Below are 15,915 nucleotides of genomic sequence, written 5' to 3' on the forward strand. Positions count from 1 at the left end.
AGCGGCACGAGCGTCGGCGAGACAAGAGCCAAAAGGCAACCGAAGTCGGCGAATCCTCAAGATTCGTCGATGCAGGTCAACGCCGTGGTTCGACGTCGTTGTCGGCACGTGACGCACCCGTCATCGGTGATGTGCTCTAGGTGGGAAATCCGATACCTTTTCCCACGTTCCCCCCCGGAAAAAGGAAGTTATCCGATGTGTTCGCGCCAGTGCCACCAAACCAACCCGCGTCACCATACGAAGTCGCCCTCGTCGAATGTTCTCGGTGCGTGGGGCTTTGGAATTTCGCTGTTCGGTCTGTTGATGACCTTTGGGCTGCTATGCCCATTGGGCTTGCTGCTCAGCTTTCTCGGCCTGTTTGCCAAAAAGCGTGGCATCGCCATCGCCGGGACGATCATCGGCGGGATCGGAACGGCCATCGTCGCAGTGGGTGTCGGTTCGATCGCCATGGCCGCTTCAGCCGTACACCACTACCAAGTTGAAGTCCCCAAGATCGAGCAAACCCGCGCGGTCCTCGACACAGCCTGCGTCGAAGTCGAGACGTACCGCCAAGAGAACAACAAGCTGCCCGAAGGGATCGAAGGGAACAAACTGGTTCTCAAGTACGAAGACGCCTATGGCAACGCAGTTCGCTACGAACCGGAAGAGGGCAACAAGTTCGCCATTCGCAGTGCCGGTCTCGACGGCGAGTTCGACACCAGCGACGACCAACGAATGCTCAACACCGAGCGCGGCCTGAACGAGCCGATCGCCTCGCACGCGACCCACTTCCGCGGCCACCATGGACATCGCCACTGCAGTTGGTAGACAAAGCTAGTTTAGACTTGCCCAATCTCTTAGGCAATCTGAACTCTCAAGCAGCACAACTTCCTGGGCTGCGCGAACACGAAGACAGCACAATCGCTTAGGCCTGGAACCAGAGCGCCAACGCATTATGCGCAAGACCCACATCAGCGGCAGCCTAAGCCGGTGCCGGGGCTTCGATCGGGAAGTGCTGTTCGACCACTTCGTAGAACTCTTGAGGGCTGGCAACATTGGCCACATGCTTTCGGAAATGCCGTGCCCCTGGCTTCGCTTGGGCGTAACAGCAAGCGAACTTCCGCATCAGCAACGTCCCTTTGCTTTCGCCGAATCGCTGCACTACCAGTTCGTAATGCTTGAGCATGCAATCACGCTGCTCAACGAGCGTCGGGTCTGGCGGGATCGGCTTTCCGGCAATCGCCGCAGCTGCCTGGGCAAACAGCCAAGGACGCCCCAGACATGCTCTCGCGATCATCACGCCATCGACGTCGAAGTTGCGAAAAGCCCGGTAAACCTTCTCGGCCGAATCCAGATCGCCGTTGCCAATCAACGGGATCTTCTTCAGGTGCGATTTGATCTCTGAGATGCGCTCCCAGTCGGCTTCCCCTTTGAAGAACTGCGACGCTACCCGGCCGTGTACCGTAAGTGCCGCAGCACCACTCTCTTCGACAACCTGGGCGATGTCGTTCGCGTTGATCGCATCCATCGAGCAGCCCAGCCGAATCTTCGCTGTGACCGGTGTCGGCGCACAGGCCTCGACTAGCTGCGAGATAATCTGCCCCATTCGCTCTGGCACCCGCAACAAGTACGAGCCGCTGTGGGCTTTCTCGGTGACCTGTTTCACGGGGCAGCCGAAGTTGATATCGACGACGCTCACCTGGAACTCTTCGACCAGGCGGCGGCCGACCTTAGCCATCACTTCAGGCTGGTTGTCCCAAATCTGAACGGCCAGCGGACGGGCCTCGTCTTCGACACCCCACAAGCGTTCAGGGAACTCGGCTTCGTTTTCGTCCAGCCATTGAAACCCGCGAGCATTGACCATTTCGGTAGCCAGCAGCCCGGCACCACCAAAACCACGCACAATCTGCCGGAACGCATAGTTCGTAAAGCCCGCCATGGGGGCCTGAAGAATCGGCGGATCGACGACCATCTCGCCGATTTTTAGCGGCGGCAGTTTAAGGTCTTCGGTAGTCGGATCGATGCCGGTCAGATCGAATTGATGCGGAGTATCCATGGGCTTTATCGTTTCCCACACGGCCGAAATCGTCAAGTGGCAAACTGGAAAGCCGCAAAGGAGTTACATCGTTTCCTGGGAAGAATTGCCAGGAAGAGGGTGCCGCGAACAGCTTGTCCAACAGAGTGGCACCTTTCACCTTCTAACCAGTAAAGCAAAAGGCTTTAAGGGATACGACTTGGCTGGACTGTACCGCTTGCCGAAGCACTTGTGGCCTGGGGCGTAGTCGACCAGTTGGCGTTGGGCATAGTGGAAGTGGTGGGGGGGACCAACGTGGTAGCAGGGGCCGACTGAATCGGGACGACCTCGGTCACTTCGTTAACGTGCATGCCGCTGATATAAGGATTCGAGCTGCTGGCAGTGGAACTGTTTGTCGCGCCGGTGGTTGCCGTGCCTGAGACGGCAGGCGAACTGGCCGAGGTCGTTCGATTCACCTCTCCGGTGTAGCTGGCCGGCACGACGCTGCCGCTACTGGTACTGCTGTTATTACTCGGAGAAGACTCGCTCACGCTTTTCCACTGCTGCTGCCCATAGCTCGACGGAGGTTGGGTTGTCGGGGCCGTATTGGGGGGAGGCGTAAACTGGGCTGGCGGATTGGTTTGGTAGCCACCTTGAATAGTAGGCGCTTGGTTGGCGGCCGGCGCCTGATAATACGGAGCCGTCTGGCCAGGCTGCCCGTTAGGTTGCGTGCCAGGTGGGGGAAGACGCTGCGGTCCGTAGACGGCAAAAGGATTCATCTGCGACTGCTGGTTCTGGCAGCCGACGACAACGAGCAAAAGCAAGCTTACGGAAACGAGGCTTCTCATGGGAAATCCTTTTCCGGATACGGCATCTATTTTCCGGCTTTCTGCCGAAGAAACTGCCATCCTCCCGAAATCAAACCATAGCGTCAGCCCACAACATACTGGCCGACAGCGGCGGGAGATTACCAAAGACCGCTAGCCAGCAGCAAGACGAATTGCGGAAACCTGAGAGAAATCTCTCAAGTTTCCGCCGTCTAAATCCGAGCGGTGGTTGCCATTACGGATTGAATGCCGTGCTAGTCCGCACGATTAGAGTTCGTTCTGGACGATCTTAGGGGTTTGCATCGAAACCGATTTGCCCTTCGCGTCGACAATCTTCGTCACTGGTTCGGCTGCGATGGCATCGCTAGCGACGTCTTGATCGACGTAAGGATTCACCACGACCTGTGGCTCAGGAATTGGTCGATCGACCACGTACGAGCTGCTCGGCGTGTACGAGGAAATCGGATAGGGGCTCATTCCGTAGGGGACGGCCACGCTGTGCGAGTAATGCACCGGTGGGTGCAGTGCGAAGTAGGGAGGCGTTGGAATGTAGCCCAGCGAGCGATTCAACGAGTAGGGGCCCCACGACCAATTGTTGCCGTAACCGCCACCGCCGTTGTTTCCGAAACCGACCGATCCGGTACGATGGACGATGATGTTACCATCGGCCCGAGCTTCATTGGTTGAAATAAAACCTGCGGTAATGGCCGTAGCCAACAGCACCAGGAATACCTTGCGCATCTCAGAACACCTTGCGTGAGCAACCCGACGAACCCATCCTTGGTAATTTAATCCTTATCAATTCACCCTAATTACGACCCCTGACAAACGCAAATCCATTTGCCGGTTTTGAACACGTGCCGCATTCTTCCGATGATTTGACTTCATTGATCCGTCAGCAGGCCCAGCAGCTGGGCTTCTCGGCAGTAGGCATCTGTCCGGCCGTTACCCCGACTGGTCTGCATCGTTTTCACGACTGGCTCGACGCCGGCTACGCAGGCCAGATGCAATATTTGGAAGACCGCCGCGACGCTTATGCCCATCCCAAGCACGTGATGGATGGCGTGCAAAGCATTGTCATGTTGGCCCTCAATTACAAAACCGAGCCCATCCCACCGCTTGAACCAGGGCAGGGGAGGGTCTCGCGGTATGCGTTCGGCGAGCTGGACTACCACAACTGGATTCATGCTCGGCTCAAGCAGTTCAAGAAGGCGATCGCCCAGTGGGAGCCGGAAGCTAACGTACGCGGGGTCGTCGATACGGCGCCGCTGCTGGAGCGAGAATTCGCCCAACTGGCCGGCCTCGGCTGGATCGGCAAGAACACGATGCTGCTCAACAAGCAGCTCGGTAGCATGTTCTTCCTCGCCGCGATATTGATTGACCGGGAACTCGTATTCGACGATCCCCACAACGCCAGTCACTGCGGTACCTGCACGGCGTGCTTGACCGCCTGTCCGACGAGTGCTTTCCCTCGGCCTGGTGTGCTAGACGCGACGCGGTGTATCTCGTACTTGACGATCGAACTTCGCGACGAGATCCCAGCCGACCTGCGACCAGGACTGGAAGACTGGGTGTTTGGCTGCGACGTTTGCCAGGATGTTTGCCCGTGGAACAACAAGTCGCCGGTCTCCTCGCACGAGGCCTTCTTTCCGGCCAGTGATCGAGCACCGCTCAAGCTGCGCGAGCTGTTCACCATGAGCGACGACGACTTTCGCGACCACTTTCGTAAGACGCCGCTCTGGCGTACCAAAAGGCGGGGTATCCTACGCAACGCGGCGATCGTCTTGGGTAACCGGCCGCACGCCGACAATATCCCTGCTTTATCGCACGGACTGCAGGATGAAGAGTGGCTCGTGCGAGGCGCGTCGGCGTGGGCGTTGGGACAGCATTTTCCGGAAGCCGCACACTTGCTAGCAGAGCGTCAGACGGCAGAAGACCACGAGCACGTCCAGCGTGAGATCGAGCGTGCGTTCGCTAACCGGCCGAACAGTTGACCTGCTTGTTGTGGATCTCGCCGGAAAGGTAGTGCCCCGGTTGATCGACCGCGTAGAACTCGTCGCGGATCGCTTCCCAGTCGGCCATCTCGCGGATCCGCACGAACTTTGCGCGAAGTTCTTCTACTTGCGGATGGAGGAACGAATACTTCACGCCGAACTTGCGGAAGTTAGTCATCGCCCGATCTTCGCCATATAGTTCGATCACCAGACGCAGGTGCTCTTGGATGATCTCTAGCTGCTCGAAGGTGGTGGGCGGTGGCGGCAACACCTGACCGGCCGCGAGAGCCCTGGCCTGCTGAAAGATCCACGGATTACCAATCGCACCCCGCGCGACCGTCACTCCGTCGACGCCGGTCTCGTTCATCATGTCGAAACAGTCCTGAGCCGAGAACAAGTCCCCGCTGCCCAAGATGGTGCGTTGACCGACGTGCCGCTTCACTTCGGTGAGGAACTCCCAGCGGCTTGGTCCGATGTAACGCTGCTGGACCGTGCGGCCATGCACTGTGATGGCATCGACACCACTTTCAAATGCTCCGTCAAGGATCTCGAAGAACTTGTCGCGGCTCTCCTGGGTGTCGTCGATCCCACGACGCATTTTCACCGTTAACGGCATCTCGCTGGGGACGACATCGCGCGTGCGACGGACGATATCGAGCGCTACCTCCGGCTGGCTCAGATGAAACCCGCCGCGGCATCGCCCCAAAACCTTCTTCACAGGGCAGCCGAAATTGATGTCGATCACATCGAAGCCAGCTTCGACCAAGCGGGCCGCTCCGGCAGCAAACTGCTCAGGCTCGGCGCCCATCAACTGCCCCCCGACCGGGTGCTCCTCTTCCGCAATGCTCAGGAAGTGGCGATTTTTTTTCCTATCGTTCAGCTCGACCAAAAACTTGTCGAGCATCACTTCGCAAATCGTGTACGGGGCCCCCATGCGTCGCGCGATAACGCGCATCGACATATCGCTATACCCCGAAAGGGCTGCCTGTACGAGCGGAAAATCTAGTTCTAAGTTACCAAGTCGAAGGGCCATAGGGCCGATATTACCTCGAAAATCAATACAACCGGTTTTCTTTAACTCAAGAATATCAGGTAAGTGATGCACGAATAGTGCGACTTTCCGTTAGATGCGACTTTTGCATCAAGAGAAACTTTTCGTACACCGAGGAATTTTTGAACTTCAGTGAAGACCGTACTCTGGGTGGTCGATATCTGCTCATATAGAACTGTTTCTCATGTTGAATTACCCCATCCAGAAACATTCGTGAGCACACGTCGCTGGAATCTAAGATCTCCAGCGACGCTTAGGGGTCGAATGGTTACCTGCCCCAACCGTTCGACCCCGTTTTTATTTCTTGACTGATCTTCCTGCAGCAACGTGTTTAGTGCAGCACAGGGCACACATCGAACCACTGCCGGCCATGTTCGGCCATCCAGTCGTTCGACTGGTCCGGCCCCCAGAAACCGGGCTCGTACAGGTGCAGCTTAGGGGCCTGGGCAGAACGCCAGGTCTGAATGATCGGGTCGATGATTCCCCAGGCGAGTTCCACTTCATCGCTGCGAGCAAACAAGCTGGCATCGCCTTGCAGGGCATCCAGCAGCAGACGCTGGTAGGCATCGGGCATTTCGCCTTGGAATTCTTTGCAAAAACGGAAGTCCAGGGGAGTGGTCCGGGTCATCATCCCTTCGTCGGGAACCTTCGTCTGAATCTGCATTTGCAGACCTTCGGCAGGCTGAATCTGCATCACCAAGCGGCAAGAATCCATATGCGCCTTCTGATCGAAGAGCGTATGCGGAGGCTGACTGTATTGAATGACGATCTGGGTGGTGCGGCACGACATGCCTTTACCGCTGCGGAGATAGAACGGCACCCCATTCCAACGCCAGTTATCGACCCACAACCGTAACGCCGCGAACGTTTCGGTCTGGCTGTCCGCCGGCACGCCTTCCTCTTGGCGGTAGCCTTCGTACTGGCCACGAAGTGTTTCTCGGGCGATCTCATCCGACGACATCGGGCGGATGGACTGAAGCACTTTGACCTTTTCGTCCCGCACCATGTCCGCATCAAAGCGAACCGGCGACTCCATGGCGGTCACCATCAGAAGTTGCAGTAGATGGTTTTGGAACATATCTCGCAGCACGCCGGCCTGGTCGTAGTAACCACCGCGACGTCCCACGACCACCTCTTCGGCCACGGTGATCTGCACGTGGTCGATGTAGTTACGGTTCCAGAGCGGCTCGAAGATCGAATTGGCAAATCGCATGACCAACAAGTTCTGAACCGTTTCCTTCCCCAGGTAATGGTCGATGCGATAGACCTGCTTCTCAGGGAAGACACGATTAACGTCCTTGTTCAACTTCTCGGCCGTACTCAGGTCGTAACCAAAAGGTTTTTCCAAAACAATGCGTCGGGCGCCTTCTTCCTGATTGGCCAGGCCTGACTCGCCGAGCTGATCGATCGCGGCGGTGTACAGACGAGGGGCCGTCGATAGGTAATAAACGCGTTCGGCTGGACCGCCTTCGACTTCTTCCAGCAAGGCCTTAAGCCCCTGCAGATCTTCCAGCTTGGTCAGGTCGCCAGGGTGATAGTAGATGCCGGCAGCGAACTTGCTCCACGACTCTTCTTCAAACTTCTTGCCAGTGAATTCTTCCGTCGTTTTCTTCAAACCGGCACGCCAGGAGTCGTGCGAGAACTCGGTTCGCGACATGCCAACAATTCGCGTCCCCTCCGGCAGGCGTCCTTTTTTGGACAGCAGATACAGAGCCGGAATTAGTTTGCGGCTGGTCAGATCACCAGAAGCACCGAAGATGACAAATGTGTGAGACATGGCTTTTCCTGTTTCATACGCCGCGACGAATCGGGGTAAATTCCAGCGATCGCCCACAGCGCGAATTCGCGACCGTCTTCTTCCCTCTAGTCAAACTAACGGCTTAAACCATGCAGGCCAATTATGCCCCATGAAATTCCGGGGAATTACCCCCGAAAGCTGGGCTTAAAACCGCATTGCCGTAAAGCCGCCGTCGACATAAACCGTGGCACCGGTGATGAAACTACCGGCTGCTTGCGACAATAACAAGATCGATGCCCCGACAAGTTCTTCGGGTTCACCAAAACGAGCCATCGGCGTTTGACCAATGATGTTATCAACCCGTTCTTTATCAAGGATCTTGCGGTTCTGTTCGGCCGGAAAGAAGCCAGGGCAGAGCGTGTTGAAACGCACGCCTTGGGTGGCATACTCGCGGGCCAGATTTTTGGTCAGGTTATCGACGGCTGCTTTCGAGGCCGAGTAGGCGAATACCCGCGATAGCGGCAAGTGCGCTGTCACACTGCCGATGTTCAGGATTGCGCCACCTTGCTCTTGCGCGGACATCGTGGGTGCAAAAGCTTGGCAAGCGAGATGCGTACCGGTGAGGTTGGTATCTAATACCCGCTGCCAATCTTCGTCGGTGATCTCTTCGTAAGGAACGGAAGAATTAACCCCGGCGCAGTTGACGAGCATGTCGACCCGACCGAACTTCTCCAGGCATTGATCGCGTAGCTGAGCCAGCGAATCTCGCGAGAGCGTATCGGCAGCGATAAACGCGGCCTTGCCACCGGCAGAGGTGATCCGCTCGGCACGGCTTTCGCCTCGCTGGGCATTCAGGCCGCTCACCACGACGGTTGCTCCGGCCGAGGCCAGACCTTCCGCGATCGCTCCACCCAGGACTCCGGAAGCCCCGACGACGACGGCGACTTGACCATCGAGCCCGAACATTTTGGTAAGGAAATCAGTTGCCATGCTCGCTATCGATCTTTTTCTAGAACTCCCAGGCACTAAGATCGGCCCTGGGAGTTTGTGGCAGGAGAGTTAGATACTCGAATCGGTTAGCCGAGCGATTAAGACTTTGGCTCGCGACGACGCTGCAGCCATTCGGCATGGAAGGTGCCTTCCTTGTCGGTGCGCTGGAACGTGTGTGCGCCGAAGTAATCGCGTTGGGCTTGCAGCAGGTTGGCCGGCAGGCGATCGTTGCGATAGCCGTCGAAGTAAGCCAATGCTCCGGCGAACGCAGGGGTCGGAACGCCCAGGTCAATGGCCGTCTTGACCGAGGCTCGCCAACCGTCTTGCCCCTTGGTAACCGCTTCGGTGAAGTACGGATCCAACAGCAGGTTTTCGAGGTTCGCGTCTTTGTCGAACGCTTCTTTGATGCGATCGAGGAACTGAGCGCGAATGATACAGCCACCACGCCACAAGAGGGCACAATCGCCGTAGTTCAAACCCCAATCGTGTTCAGCCGAAGCGGCTTGCAACTGCACGAAACCTTGGGCGTAGCTACACAGTTTGGAAGCGTACAGGGCTTCGCGAACTTGTTCGATGAACTTCGTACGATCTTCGGAAGTCTTGCCGCTTGGCCCGGTCAGCACCTTGCTGGCTCGCACGCGGGCTTCCTTAGCCGCCGACAAACCACGAGCGTATACGGCGGTCGTGACCAGGGTGCTGGGCACGCCCAGGTCCAAGGCCAGTTGGCTCATCCACTTACCGGTACCCTTGGCTCCGGCAACGTCAAGGATCTTGTCGACCAGGTAAGCTTCGCCGTCGTCATCCTTCACACTGAAGATGTCGCGAGTGATTTCGATCAGGTAGCTCTGCAGGTCGCCGCTGTTCCATTGATCGAAGACTTCGTACAGTTCGTCGTTGGTCAGCCCCAGACCGTGCTTAAGCAGGAAGTACGCTTCGCAGATCAGCTGCATGTCGCCGTACTCGATGCCGTTGTGCACCATCTTCACGTAGTGACCTGCACCGCGAGGACCAACCCATTCGCAGCAAGGAATGTCTTCGTTAGGACCGACCTTGGCCGAGATGGCCTGGAAGATTTCCTTGATGTGCGGCCAGGCAGCTTCACTACCGCCGGGCATCAAGCTTGGGCCCTTCAGCGCCCCTTCTTCACCACCGGAAACGCCTGAGCCGACAAATAGCAGGCCCTTTTCTTCAACGTACTTGGTACGACGTTCGGTGTCGGCGTAGTGGGTGTTACCACCATCGATGATGATGTCGCCTTTATCCATCAATGGAAGCAGGTCTTCGATCACCGCATCAACCGCTGGGCCTGCTTTGATCAGCAGCATCACCTTGCGAGGCGCCTTGAGCGACGAGACCAGCTTCTTCAGGTCATGGCAACCGACAAACTGCTTGCCAGCGGCACGGCCTTCAATGAATTCATCCGTCTTCTCGGTAGTTCGATTGTAGACGGCTACCTTGTAGCCGCGGCTTTCGACGTTCAGGGCAAGGTTTTCGCCCATCACGGCGAGACCAATCAAACCAAAATCGCAGGAAGCATCGGACATGATGTTTCTTTCCTCTGAGAATTAACGGGAATCAGTTTTTTCGTAGTCCCCTCTCCCCTTGGGGGAGAGGGTTAGGGTGAGGGGGCGAACCCGGTACGCGCTTCATCAACCCTCACCCTAGCCCTCTCCCTGAGAAAGGGAGGAGGGGACCAGAGATTGGTGCGGTGCGAGGACGCTCCCAGTTATTGATCTAATCGTTGACCGGCCAGCTTGGCTTTTCAGGCAAGTAGCGGTCGAATTCGTCGAGCAACGCCTGCTGATAATCGCCAGCGAACTCGAGTTTCAGGAACTTATCGATTCCTTCGTCGTAGAATCGTTTCCAGCTGTTTTCTTCGTCGCCCGGATTAATCGGATAAAACAGGCAGTCGTTGGCAGCGGCTGCTTTGTAGTCGCCAGGAGCGTCGCCGATCATCAGCGTTTGATTCGGTTTGTACTTGGTGGCATTGGTCAGCGTTTCCTTTTTGTTGCCAGCTTCCTGGCCGCAAATTTCGGTGACGTACTGACGCAAGTCGTGCTCGGTCCATTCTTCGTTCAGAGCATCGTTTGGCGTGGCGGAAACGACCAGCATGTCGGCCTTGCCGGTCAGCTTTTCCAGGCACTTGCGAACCGAAGGGAAGGGAGCCACGCCGCGAACCATGCCAGCGACGGTCTCGTTGACGGCCTTCGACCACTTCAAACAGTGGGCCAGGTCTGCGTCGTTGCTCTCGGCGACCTTGGCTTCCAAGGCCGGGTTGCCCAGCTTGGTTTCTTCGGCGATCCACTTCTGAAGCGATTCAGGGATGGTGATCTTCGCGCCGCGTTCGATCACTTCTGGGCGTTTCTGCAGCCACTCTAGTGCTTCGACCAGGGCCGGGAAACGGTTGATACCGCGGCTTTTGGAATACAGATTGACGAACTCGGCCGCTTCGCGAGCGTACTTGCTGACCCCTTGCAGTTCGTAGTAGTTGATTATGTTAGGAATGAAGCATTCCTTGTGCTTCAGTTCCATCGTGTCGAAGACGCAACCATCGGAGTCGATGCCCACAAGAAACTCTTGCTTCGGCTGAATCTGGTAGACCATGGTCGTTCGTTCTCGCTATCCGTTTAAATGGTTGCTGTGGGGGGTCAATTCGATGCGTATCGACTACTTAGGGGCTTCCTGGCGATCGGCCTGGGGCACGTACGCTGGCAGCTTTTGATCGGCATACATGTTCTGCAAACGGGTCATACGTTGACGACCATCGATCATCGGCAGGCTGACCATTCCTTCACCCAACAGCGGTTTGGCGTACTTGATGAAGTCGTCGGTCACGTCGTAACCGTTGGCGTCGATCCATGCCTTGGGGAAGGTGCGTTCGCTGTTGGCGACTTCCGCGAGAGGTGCCTTGTCGTAGCGAACGCTGTAGACATCTCCTTCGTTTCGCAAGATGGTCGACATGTAGCCAGACTGACCGGTCGAGGCCAATACGGCCGCCATTTCGCCAGCATGGTAGGCTTCGTCCAGGTCGACCGACGAGGCGTAGGCCATCGCGTGTCGCTGATCGGTACCGCTCACGTTGCAGCGGGCGGCACCTTTGACGGCCAAGCCATTGTCGTTGAGGTAATTGGTGACGATTTGTGCCACAGTGATGTTACTGGCACTGAAGCTTGTGTGACCGAACGAATCCTTTCGAGCACCGATGTCCCCCACATCAAAACCTTCGCTGAGGACCACCAGGCAGCGGCCATCTTGCTTGAGTTGCTTGTTGACGTTCTCGTGCAGTTCTTCGAGCGAGCACGGCGATTCGGCCATGTAAATCTGTAATGGCATTTCTCGCTTGGGGTCGGCCAAACGCGCGGCGGCCGGAATGTAACCGATCTTGCGGCCCATGGCCTGCATGACCAGCACTGGGTCGGCGGGGCTGCTACCGCGATTTTCTTCGTTGGCATACTGAATCATGTGCATCCAGTACTTGGCCGTCGAAGCGTAACCAGGCGTATGGTCGATCAGCTTGAACTCGCTATCACCAACGTCGTTGTCGATGGTTTTGGGTCCGCCGATACCGATCATATCGAGGCCACGGTCTTGGGCCATCTGGGCGACTTTGTTGGCCGTATCCATCGAGTCGTTTCCGCCGATGTATACGAAGTAGCCGATGTTGTGGGCCTTGAAAACTTCCATGCAGCGATCGAAGTCTTCGTTCTGCCAGTCTTTGAGCTTGTAGCGGCAAGTCCCAATCGAACCGGCGGCCGGCGTGTAACGCAGCAGCGAGATCTCTTCAGCCGGCTGATCGGTCAGATTAATCAGTTCTTCTTTAAGAACCCCTTCGATCCCATGGTGGGCACCGTAGACCGTCCCAATGTTGTCCGTTTGCAAGGCCGCTTCCACGAGGCCGCGAAGCGTATTATTGATAACCGGACTGGGACCACCACTTTGGGCAACAATTAAGTTCTTCTTGGTGCTCATTCTTTCCACCGAAACAAGATGGGGAACCGTCTGCGCCTTCCTACTTCCAGATCAGGTCGGCAAGATAGGGTAAACCGCGAATTTTACAAGACGTAGCAGCAACCGGCAATGAGGTGCCATCACCACACATTACGCGTTTTCACGGCCACTATTTGTCATTTCAGGCCCCGAGCTGCGCCAATAGAGAACGGAAACCAACAGTATTAGAACCGTTAATGGAACGCAGCCAAACAGGGCCACGCTACCCACCATGGTTGTCAGTGGCGAATGAACCGCCGCCAGCACTAGATATACGGTGTGGATAACGTACCAAGCAAGCAGCAGCCCGCCTTCCCAACGATCGATACGATACCTGGTGAAGAAGATCGGCAGACACATCACGCTGGCCGCGATCATCACCGGCATCTCTTGCCAGATGGCAGATGAGGCAACGGGAACTCCGCCGGGAACGATCACAGCCGACATCCCCAGCACGCACATCAAATTAAATAGGTTACTGCCCACCACGTTGCCGACGGCAATATCACGCTCGCCTTTGAGGGAAGCTGTGATCGAAGCCACCACTTCAGGCAGAGAGGTCCCAACCGCGACAATCGTCAAACCGATTAATAGTTCGCTCATCCCCATCTGCCGAGCAACCATTACTGCTCCATCCACAAGCCACTGCGAACCAAACGCCAGCGCGATCAGGCCGAGCACAATCCACAACAACTGCAGCGCCGCACCCCAATTCGACTTGGGTGGCTTGTCGAACTCCTGGGCAAACTCTTGAACGACGGTCTGCGATTCGCGCCGGCTTTGCCAGACCGACCAACCCACATAGGCGATCAACCCAGCGACCAGGACGAGGCCTTCCAATCTCCCCAATGTGCCGTTAATCGCCAGACCCCACGTCACCACGGAAACCAACACCATCAAGGGAAGTTCCAGGCGTATCAGTTGGCTGTTTACGATCAGCGGAGAGACCAGCGCCGAGATGCCGAGGATGAAGAGCGTATTGAAGACATTGCTCCCCACCACATTCCCAATCGCGATGTCGGCCTGGCCCGCCATGCCAGCTTTAAGCGAAACGGCTAGTTCCGGGGCACTGGTCCCAAACGCAACGACCGTCAGGCCAATAACCAGCGGAGAAACGCCCAAGAGGGCCGCCAACGCAGACGCCCCGCGGACTAAGAGTTCCCCTCCTAAAACCAAAGCCACAAGACCAACGACGATTAAACCGGCGGCCACGAACATACGGCTCTTTCAATAAAAGAAAGGTAGTGAGCCGTCATTATGAGAAGCGAACCTAGCCGTCGAACAGGGGACGTTCGACGGCTTGCGGGATTTCGCAACCGCACAGGTTAACCAACATTAGTCGACCGGAGAGTCGTACTGTTCCATCAAGGCACTAAAGTACATCACAAACTTGCCACTCCGCTTGTCGCGTTTATCGATCATCTGCATCGCGGCTTTCAGCAAATCGCGACGACTTACCTGACCGATCAGCTTGGTCCCTTCCAGGACCGGCAATCGTCGATAAGGGGTCGATAAAAAGATCTGGGCACAACTTAGCCAATCGGTATCGGCGGTGATCAGCCGGGCGATATCGGTGTTCATAAAGGCCCCGACCCGGTTCGAAGGGAGCTGCGAATAGGCGGCATCGAGCAGGAAACGCATCGAAGTCTTTTCGGAAAAGATCCCCAAAAAGTTTCCATCGCTGTCGACCACCGGGGCTCCGGAAATTCGGTAATGCAACAGTTTTCGGATGGCGGCCAAAGCATCCTCATCCGGGCTGAGGGAAATCAGCTTGGTAGCCATGAAGTCACGCGCCGTAAGCGTCGGTGCGGTTGGCGCAGTCGTCGAAGTAGGGATCGACATGCAATTATCCTCCTGCAGAAGTGGAATAAGAACCACGCAGAGTTGTCGGACGAGGTCTTTATTTTAACGGACAGAAAAGCTACTTTTCCATCCTTTTTTGTGACATCCGGCAAAAACTAGCGATTGAATAAGTTGCAACTACCATGCCTTTTATGGAAATATCTCGCGGAAAATCGTTCAGATTGACGAATACCAATACACGCGATAACCTTAAATTAGGGATACTTCTGGAGGATAACTCCCATCGTGGCCTTAAACACGGAAAGAACTTCGATGATTCGCCCCGGCGATGTGGTCGTGTACACCAAGACCAAACACACAACGAGCCCTGGTCCTAGGGCTCACGACATCGAGCCGGAATCTCGCGGAGAGTACTACACCTACGCAGTAGACAAGTATTGGATTGTCGAAAGCGTCGAGCCCGATGGCATTATGTGCCGCACGCGACGCGGTAAAAGCCATCGAATCTCTTTGGACGACCCTCGATTGAGACCGGCCAAGTTTTGGGAAAAGCTATTTCTAAGAAGCCGATTCCCGACGCCAGCCTAACTTGCCAGCCCAAGCCAGCACATCAAGCAGAACGCCGCGATCATTCGCGGCGTTCTCTTTTTGGGGTCATGGTAATTGGGAAGCCATTATTTGTCGCCCAACTGATCCTGCATCTTCTTATACTCGGTCGCCATCCGACCAGGGCTACCCATGATGTTGTAGCCGGCGTCGACATGCATAATCTCGCCGGTAATGCCGCCGGCCAAGCTCGACAGCAGAAAAGCCCCGGCGTTCGAGACTTCTTCCATCGTGATATTGCGGTTCAACGGCGAAACGGCTGCGTACAGGTCCAACATCTCTTTCGCACCCACCGCGCTGCTGGCCAGGGTCTTTAGCGGGCCGGCACTGATTGCGTTCACGCGGACGTTGTATTCGCCCATGTCGAACGAAAGATATTTCACAATGCTATCCAAAGCGGCCTTGCAGACGCCCATCATGTTGTAGCCAGGCACGGCTTTTTCGCCGCCAAAGTAGGTCATCGCACAAACGGATGCCCCTTCATTCAAGATCGGCCGGGCCGCATTGGTCAGGGCGATCAGACTATAAGCGCTGATATCCATGGCCATTTTGAAGCCTTCGCGGCTGCACTCAACGGTCGGCACACGCAGGTCGTCGAGCGATGCAAACGCCACCGAATGCAGCAGGAAGTCGATCTTACCCAGCTCGCTTTCGGCAGTCTTGATCACCTCGGCGATGTTTTCGTCGGACTGGACGTCCAAAGGAACCAGGAACTTGGCCTGCTCGAAGTTGTCGGTCAGTTGCGAAACACGGCGACGATTCTTCTTGCGTGCGTCGTCTTCTCGATCTGGCAGGTGAGTGAAACCGCACTCGCCCCCTTCTTCCATAATTTTCTGGGCGATCCCCCAGGCAATCGAATTTCCGTTCGCTACGCCAACGATCAGGCCTTTTTTACCGGTGAATAGTCCCATCGTCTTCTACCCTGG

General features: G+C 56.3%; 15 protein-coding genes. 3 read left to right on the forward strand and 12 right to left on the reverse strand.

The annotated features are described in order from the left end of the window. The first annotated feature begins 195 nt into the window (after positions 1–195). Positions 196–807: a hypothetical protein gene (locus HOV93_RS09885; RefSeq protein ID WP_207396337.1), complete on the forward strand. Its 612-nt coding sequence runs from the start codon at positions 196–198 to the stop codon at positions 805–807. 154 nt (positions 808–961) lie between these two features. On the opposite strand, the gene dusB is transcribed toward HOV93_RS09885, so the two are convergent. The 3 genes from dusB to HOV93_RS09900 form a co-directional block, all read right to left on the reverse strand. Beyond that, positions 962–2,035 (reverse strand): tRNA dihydrouridine synthase DusB, encoded by a 1,074-nt coding sequence (gene dusB, locus HOV93_RS09890; RefSeq protein ID WP_207396338.1) that lies wholly within the window; start codon positions 2,033–2,035, stop codon positions 962–964. A 164-nt stretch (positions 2,036–2,199) separates the two neighbouring features. Continuing rightward, the gene (locus tag HOV93_RS09895; RefSeq protein WP_207396339.1) at positions 2,200–2,841 is read right to left on the reverse strand and encodes a hypothetical protein; all 642 of its coding nucleotides are present in this window, start codon (positions 2,839–2,841) and stop codon (positions 2,200–2,202) included. A 246-nt stretch (positions 2,842–3,087) separates the two neighbouring features. Further along, the gene (locus HOV93_RS09900; RefSeq protein ID WP_207396340.1) at positions 3,088–3,561 is read right to left on the reverse strand and encodes a hypothetical protein; all 474 of its coding nucleotides are present in this window, start codon (positions 3,559–3,561) and stop codon (positions 3,088–3,090) included. 116 nt (positions 3,562–3,677) lie between these two features. Here HOV93_RS09900 and queG point away from each other — a divergent pair, with 116 nt between their 5' ends. Continuing rightward, complete coding sequence (queG, locus tag HOV93_RS09905) at positions 3,678–4,814, forward strand: tRNA epoxyqueuosine(34) reductase QueG (protein ID WP_207396341.1); 1,137 nt, start codon at positions 3,678–3,680, stop codon at positions 4,812–4,814. On the opposite strand, the gene HOV93_RS09910 is transcribed toward queG, so the two are convergent. The 8 genes from HOV93_RS09910 to HOV93_RS09945 all read right to left on the reverse strand — a co-directional run bounded on the left by HOV93_RS09910 (position 4,795) and on the right by HOV93_RS09945 (position 14,422). Continuing rightward, entirely contained in the window at positions 4,795–5,847 is a 1,053-nt protein-coding gene (locus HOV93_RS09910) for a tRNA dihydrouridine synthase (protein ID WP_207396342.1), read from the reverse strand. The genes queG and HOV93_RS09910 overlap by 20 nt on opposite strands. Before the next feature lie 349 nt (positions 5,848–6,196). Continuing rightward, positions 6,197–7,642 (reverse strand): glucose-6-phosphate dehydrogenase, encoded by a 1,446-nt coding sequence (gene zwf / locus HOV93_RS09915; protein ID WP_207396343.1) that lies wholly within the window; start codon positions 7,640–7,642, stop codon positions 6,197–6,199. Positions 7,643–7,807: 165 nt separating this feature from the next. Next, on the reverse strand, positions 7,808–8,593 hold the full coding sequence (locus HOV93_RS09920; RefSeq protein WP_207396344.1) for an SDR family NAD(P)-dependent oxidoreductase: 786 nt from the start codon (positions 8,591–8,593) through the stop codon (positions 7,808–7,810). Positions 8,594–8,691: 98 nt separating this feature from the next. After that, positions 8,692–10,137, reverse strand: a complete 1,446-nt coding sequence (gene gnd / locus HOV93_RS09925) for a decarboxylating NADP(+)-dependent phosphogluconate dehydrogenase (RefSeq protein WP_207396345.1) — start codon at positions 10,135–10,137, stop codon at positions 8,692–8,694. Between the two features lie 190 nt (positions 10,138–10,327). Beyond that, positions 10,328–11,197, reverse strand: coding sequence for an HAD family hydrolase (locus tag HOV93_RS09930; protein ID WP_207396346.1), 870 nt, complete (start codon positions 11,195–11,197; stop codon positions 10,328–10,330). Between the two features lie 63 nt (positions 11,198–11,260). Beyond that, positions 11,261–12,562 carry a diphosphate--fructose-6-phosphate 1-phosphotransferase gene (locus HOV93_RS09935; protein ID WP_207396347.1) on the reverse strand — a complete coding sequence of 434 codons (1,302 nt, stop codon included), beginning with the start codon at positions 12,560–12,562 and terminating at the stop codon, positions 11,261–11,263. A gap of 129 nt (positions 12,563–12,691) precedes the next feature. After that, the gene (locus HOV93_RS09940; RefSeq protein WP_207396348.1) at positions 12,692–13,798 is read right to left on the reverse strand and encodes a calcium/sodium antiporter; all 1,107 of its coding nucleotides are present in this window, start codon (positions 13,796–13,798) and stop codon (positions 12,692–12,694) included. A gap of 117 nt (positions 13,799–13,915) precedes the next feature. Next, complete coding sequence (locus tag HOV93_RS09945; protein WP_207396349.1) at positions 13,916–14,422, reverse strand: CBS domain-containing protein; 507 nt, start codon at positions 14,420–14,422, stop codon at positions 13,916–13,918. A 273-nt stretch (positions 14,423–14,695) separates the two neighbouring features. Between HOV93_RS09945 and HOV93_RS09950 the strand changes: the two genes are divergently transcribed. Further along, on the forward strand, positions 14,696–14,971 hold the full coding sequence (locus tag HOV93_RS09950; protein WP_207396350.1) for a hypothetical protein: 276 nt from the start codon (positions 14,696–14,698) through the stop codon (positions 14,969–14,971). Between the two features lie 86 nt (positions 14,972–15,057). On the opposite strand, the gene HOV93_RS09955 is transcribed toward HOV93_RS09950, so the two are convergent. Then, positions 15,058–15,900: an enoyl-ACP reductase FabI gene (locus HOV93_RS09955; RefSeq protein WP_207396351.1), complete on the reverse strand. Its 843-nt coding sequence runs from the start codon at positions 15,898–15,900 to the stop codon at positions 15,058–15,060. Positions 15,901–15,915 lie beyond the last annotated feature (15 nt).

Origin of the sequence: Bremerella alba (assembly GCF_013618625.1) — a bacterium.
GTDB lineage: Bacteria > Planctomycetota > Planctomycetia > Pirellulales > Pirellulaceae > Bremerella > Bremerella alba.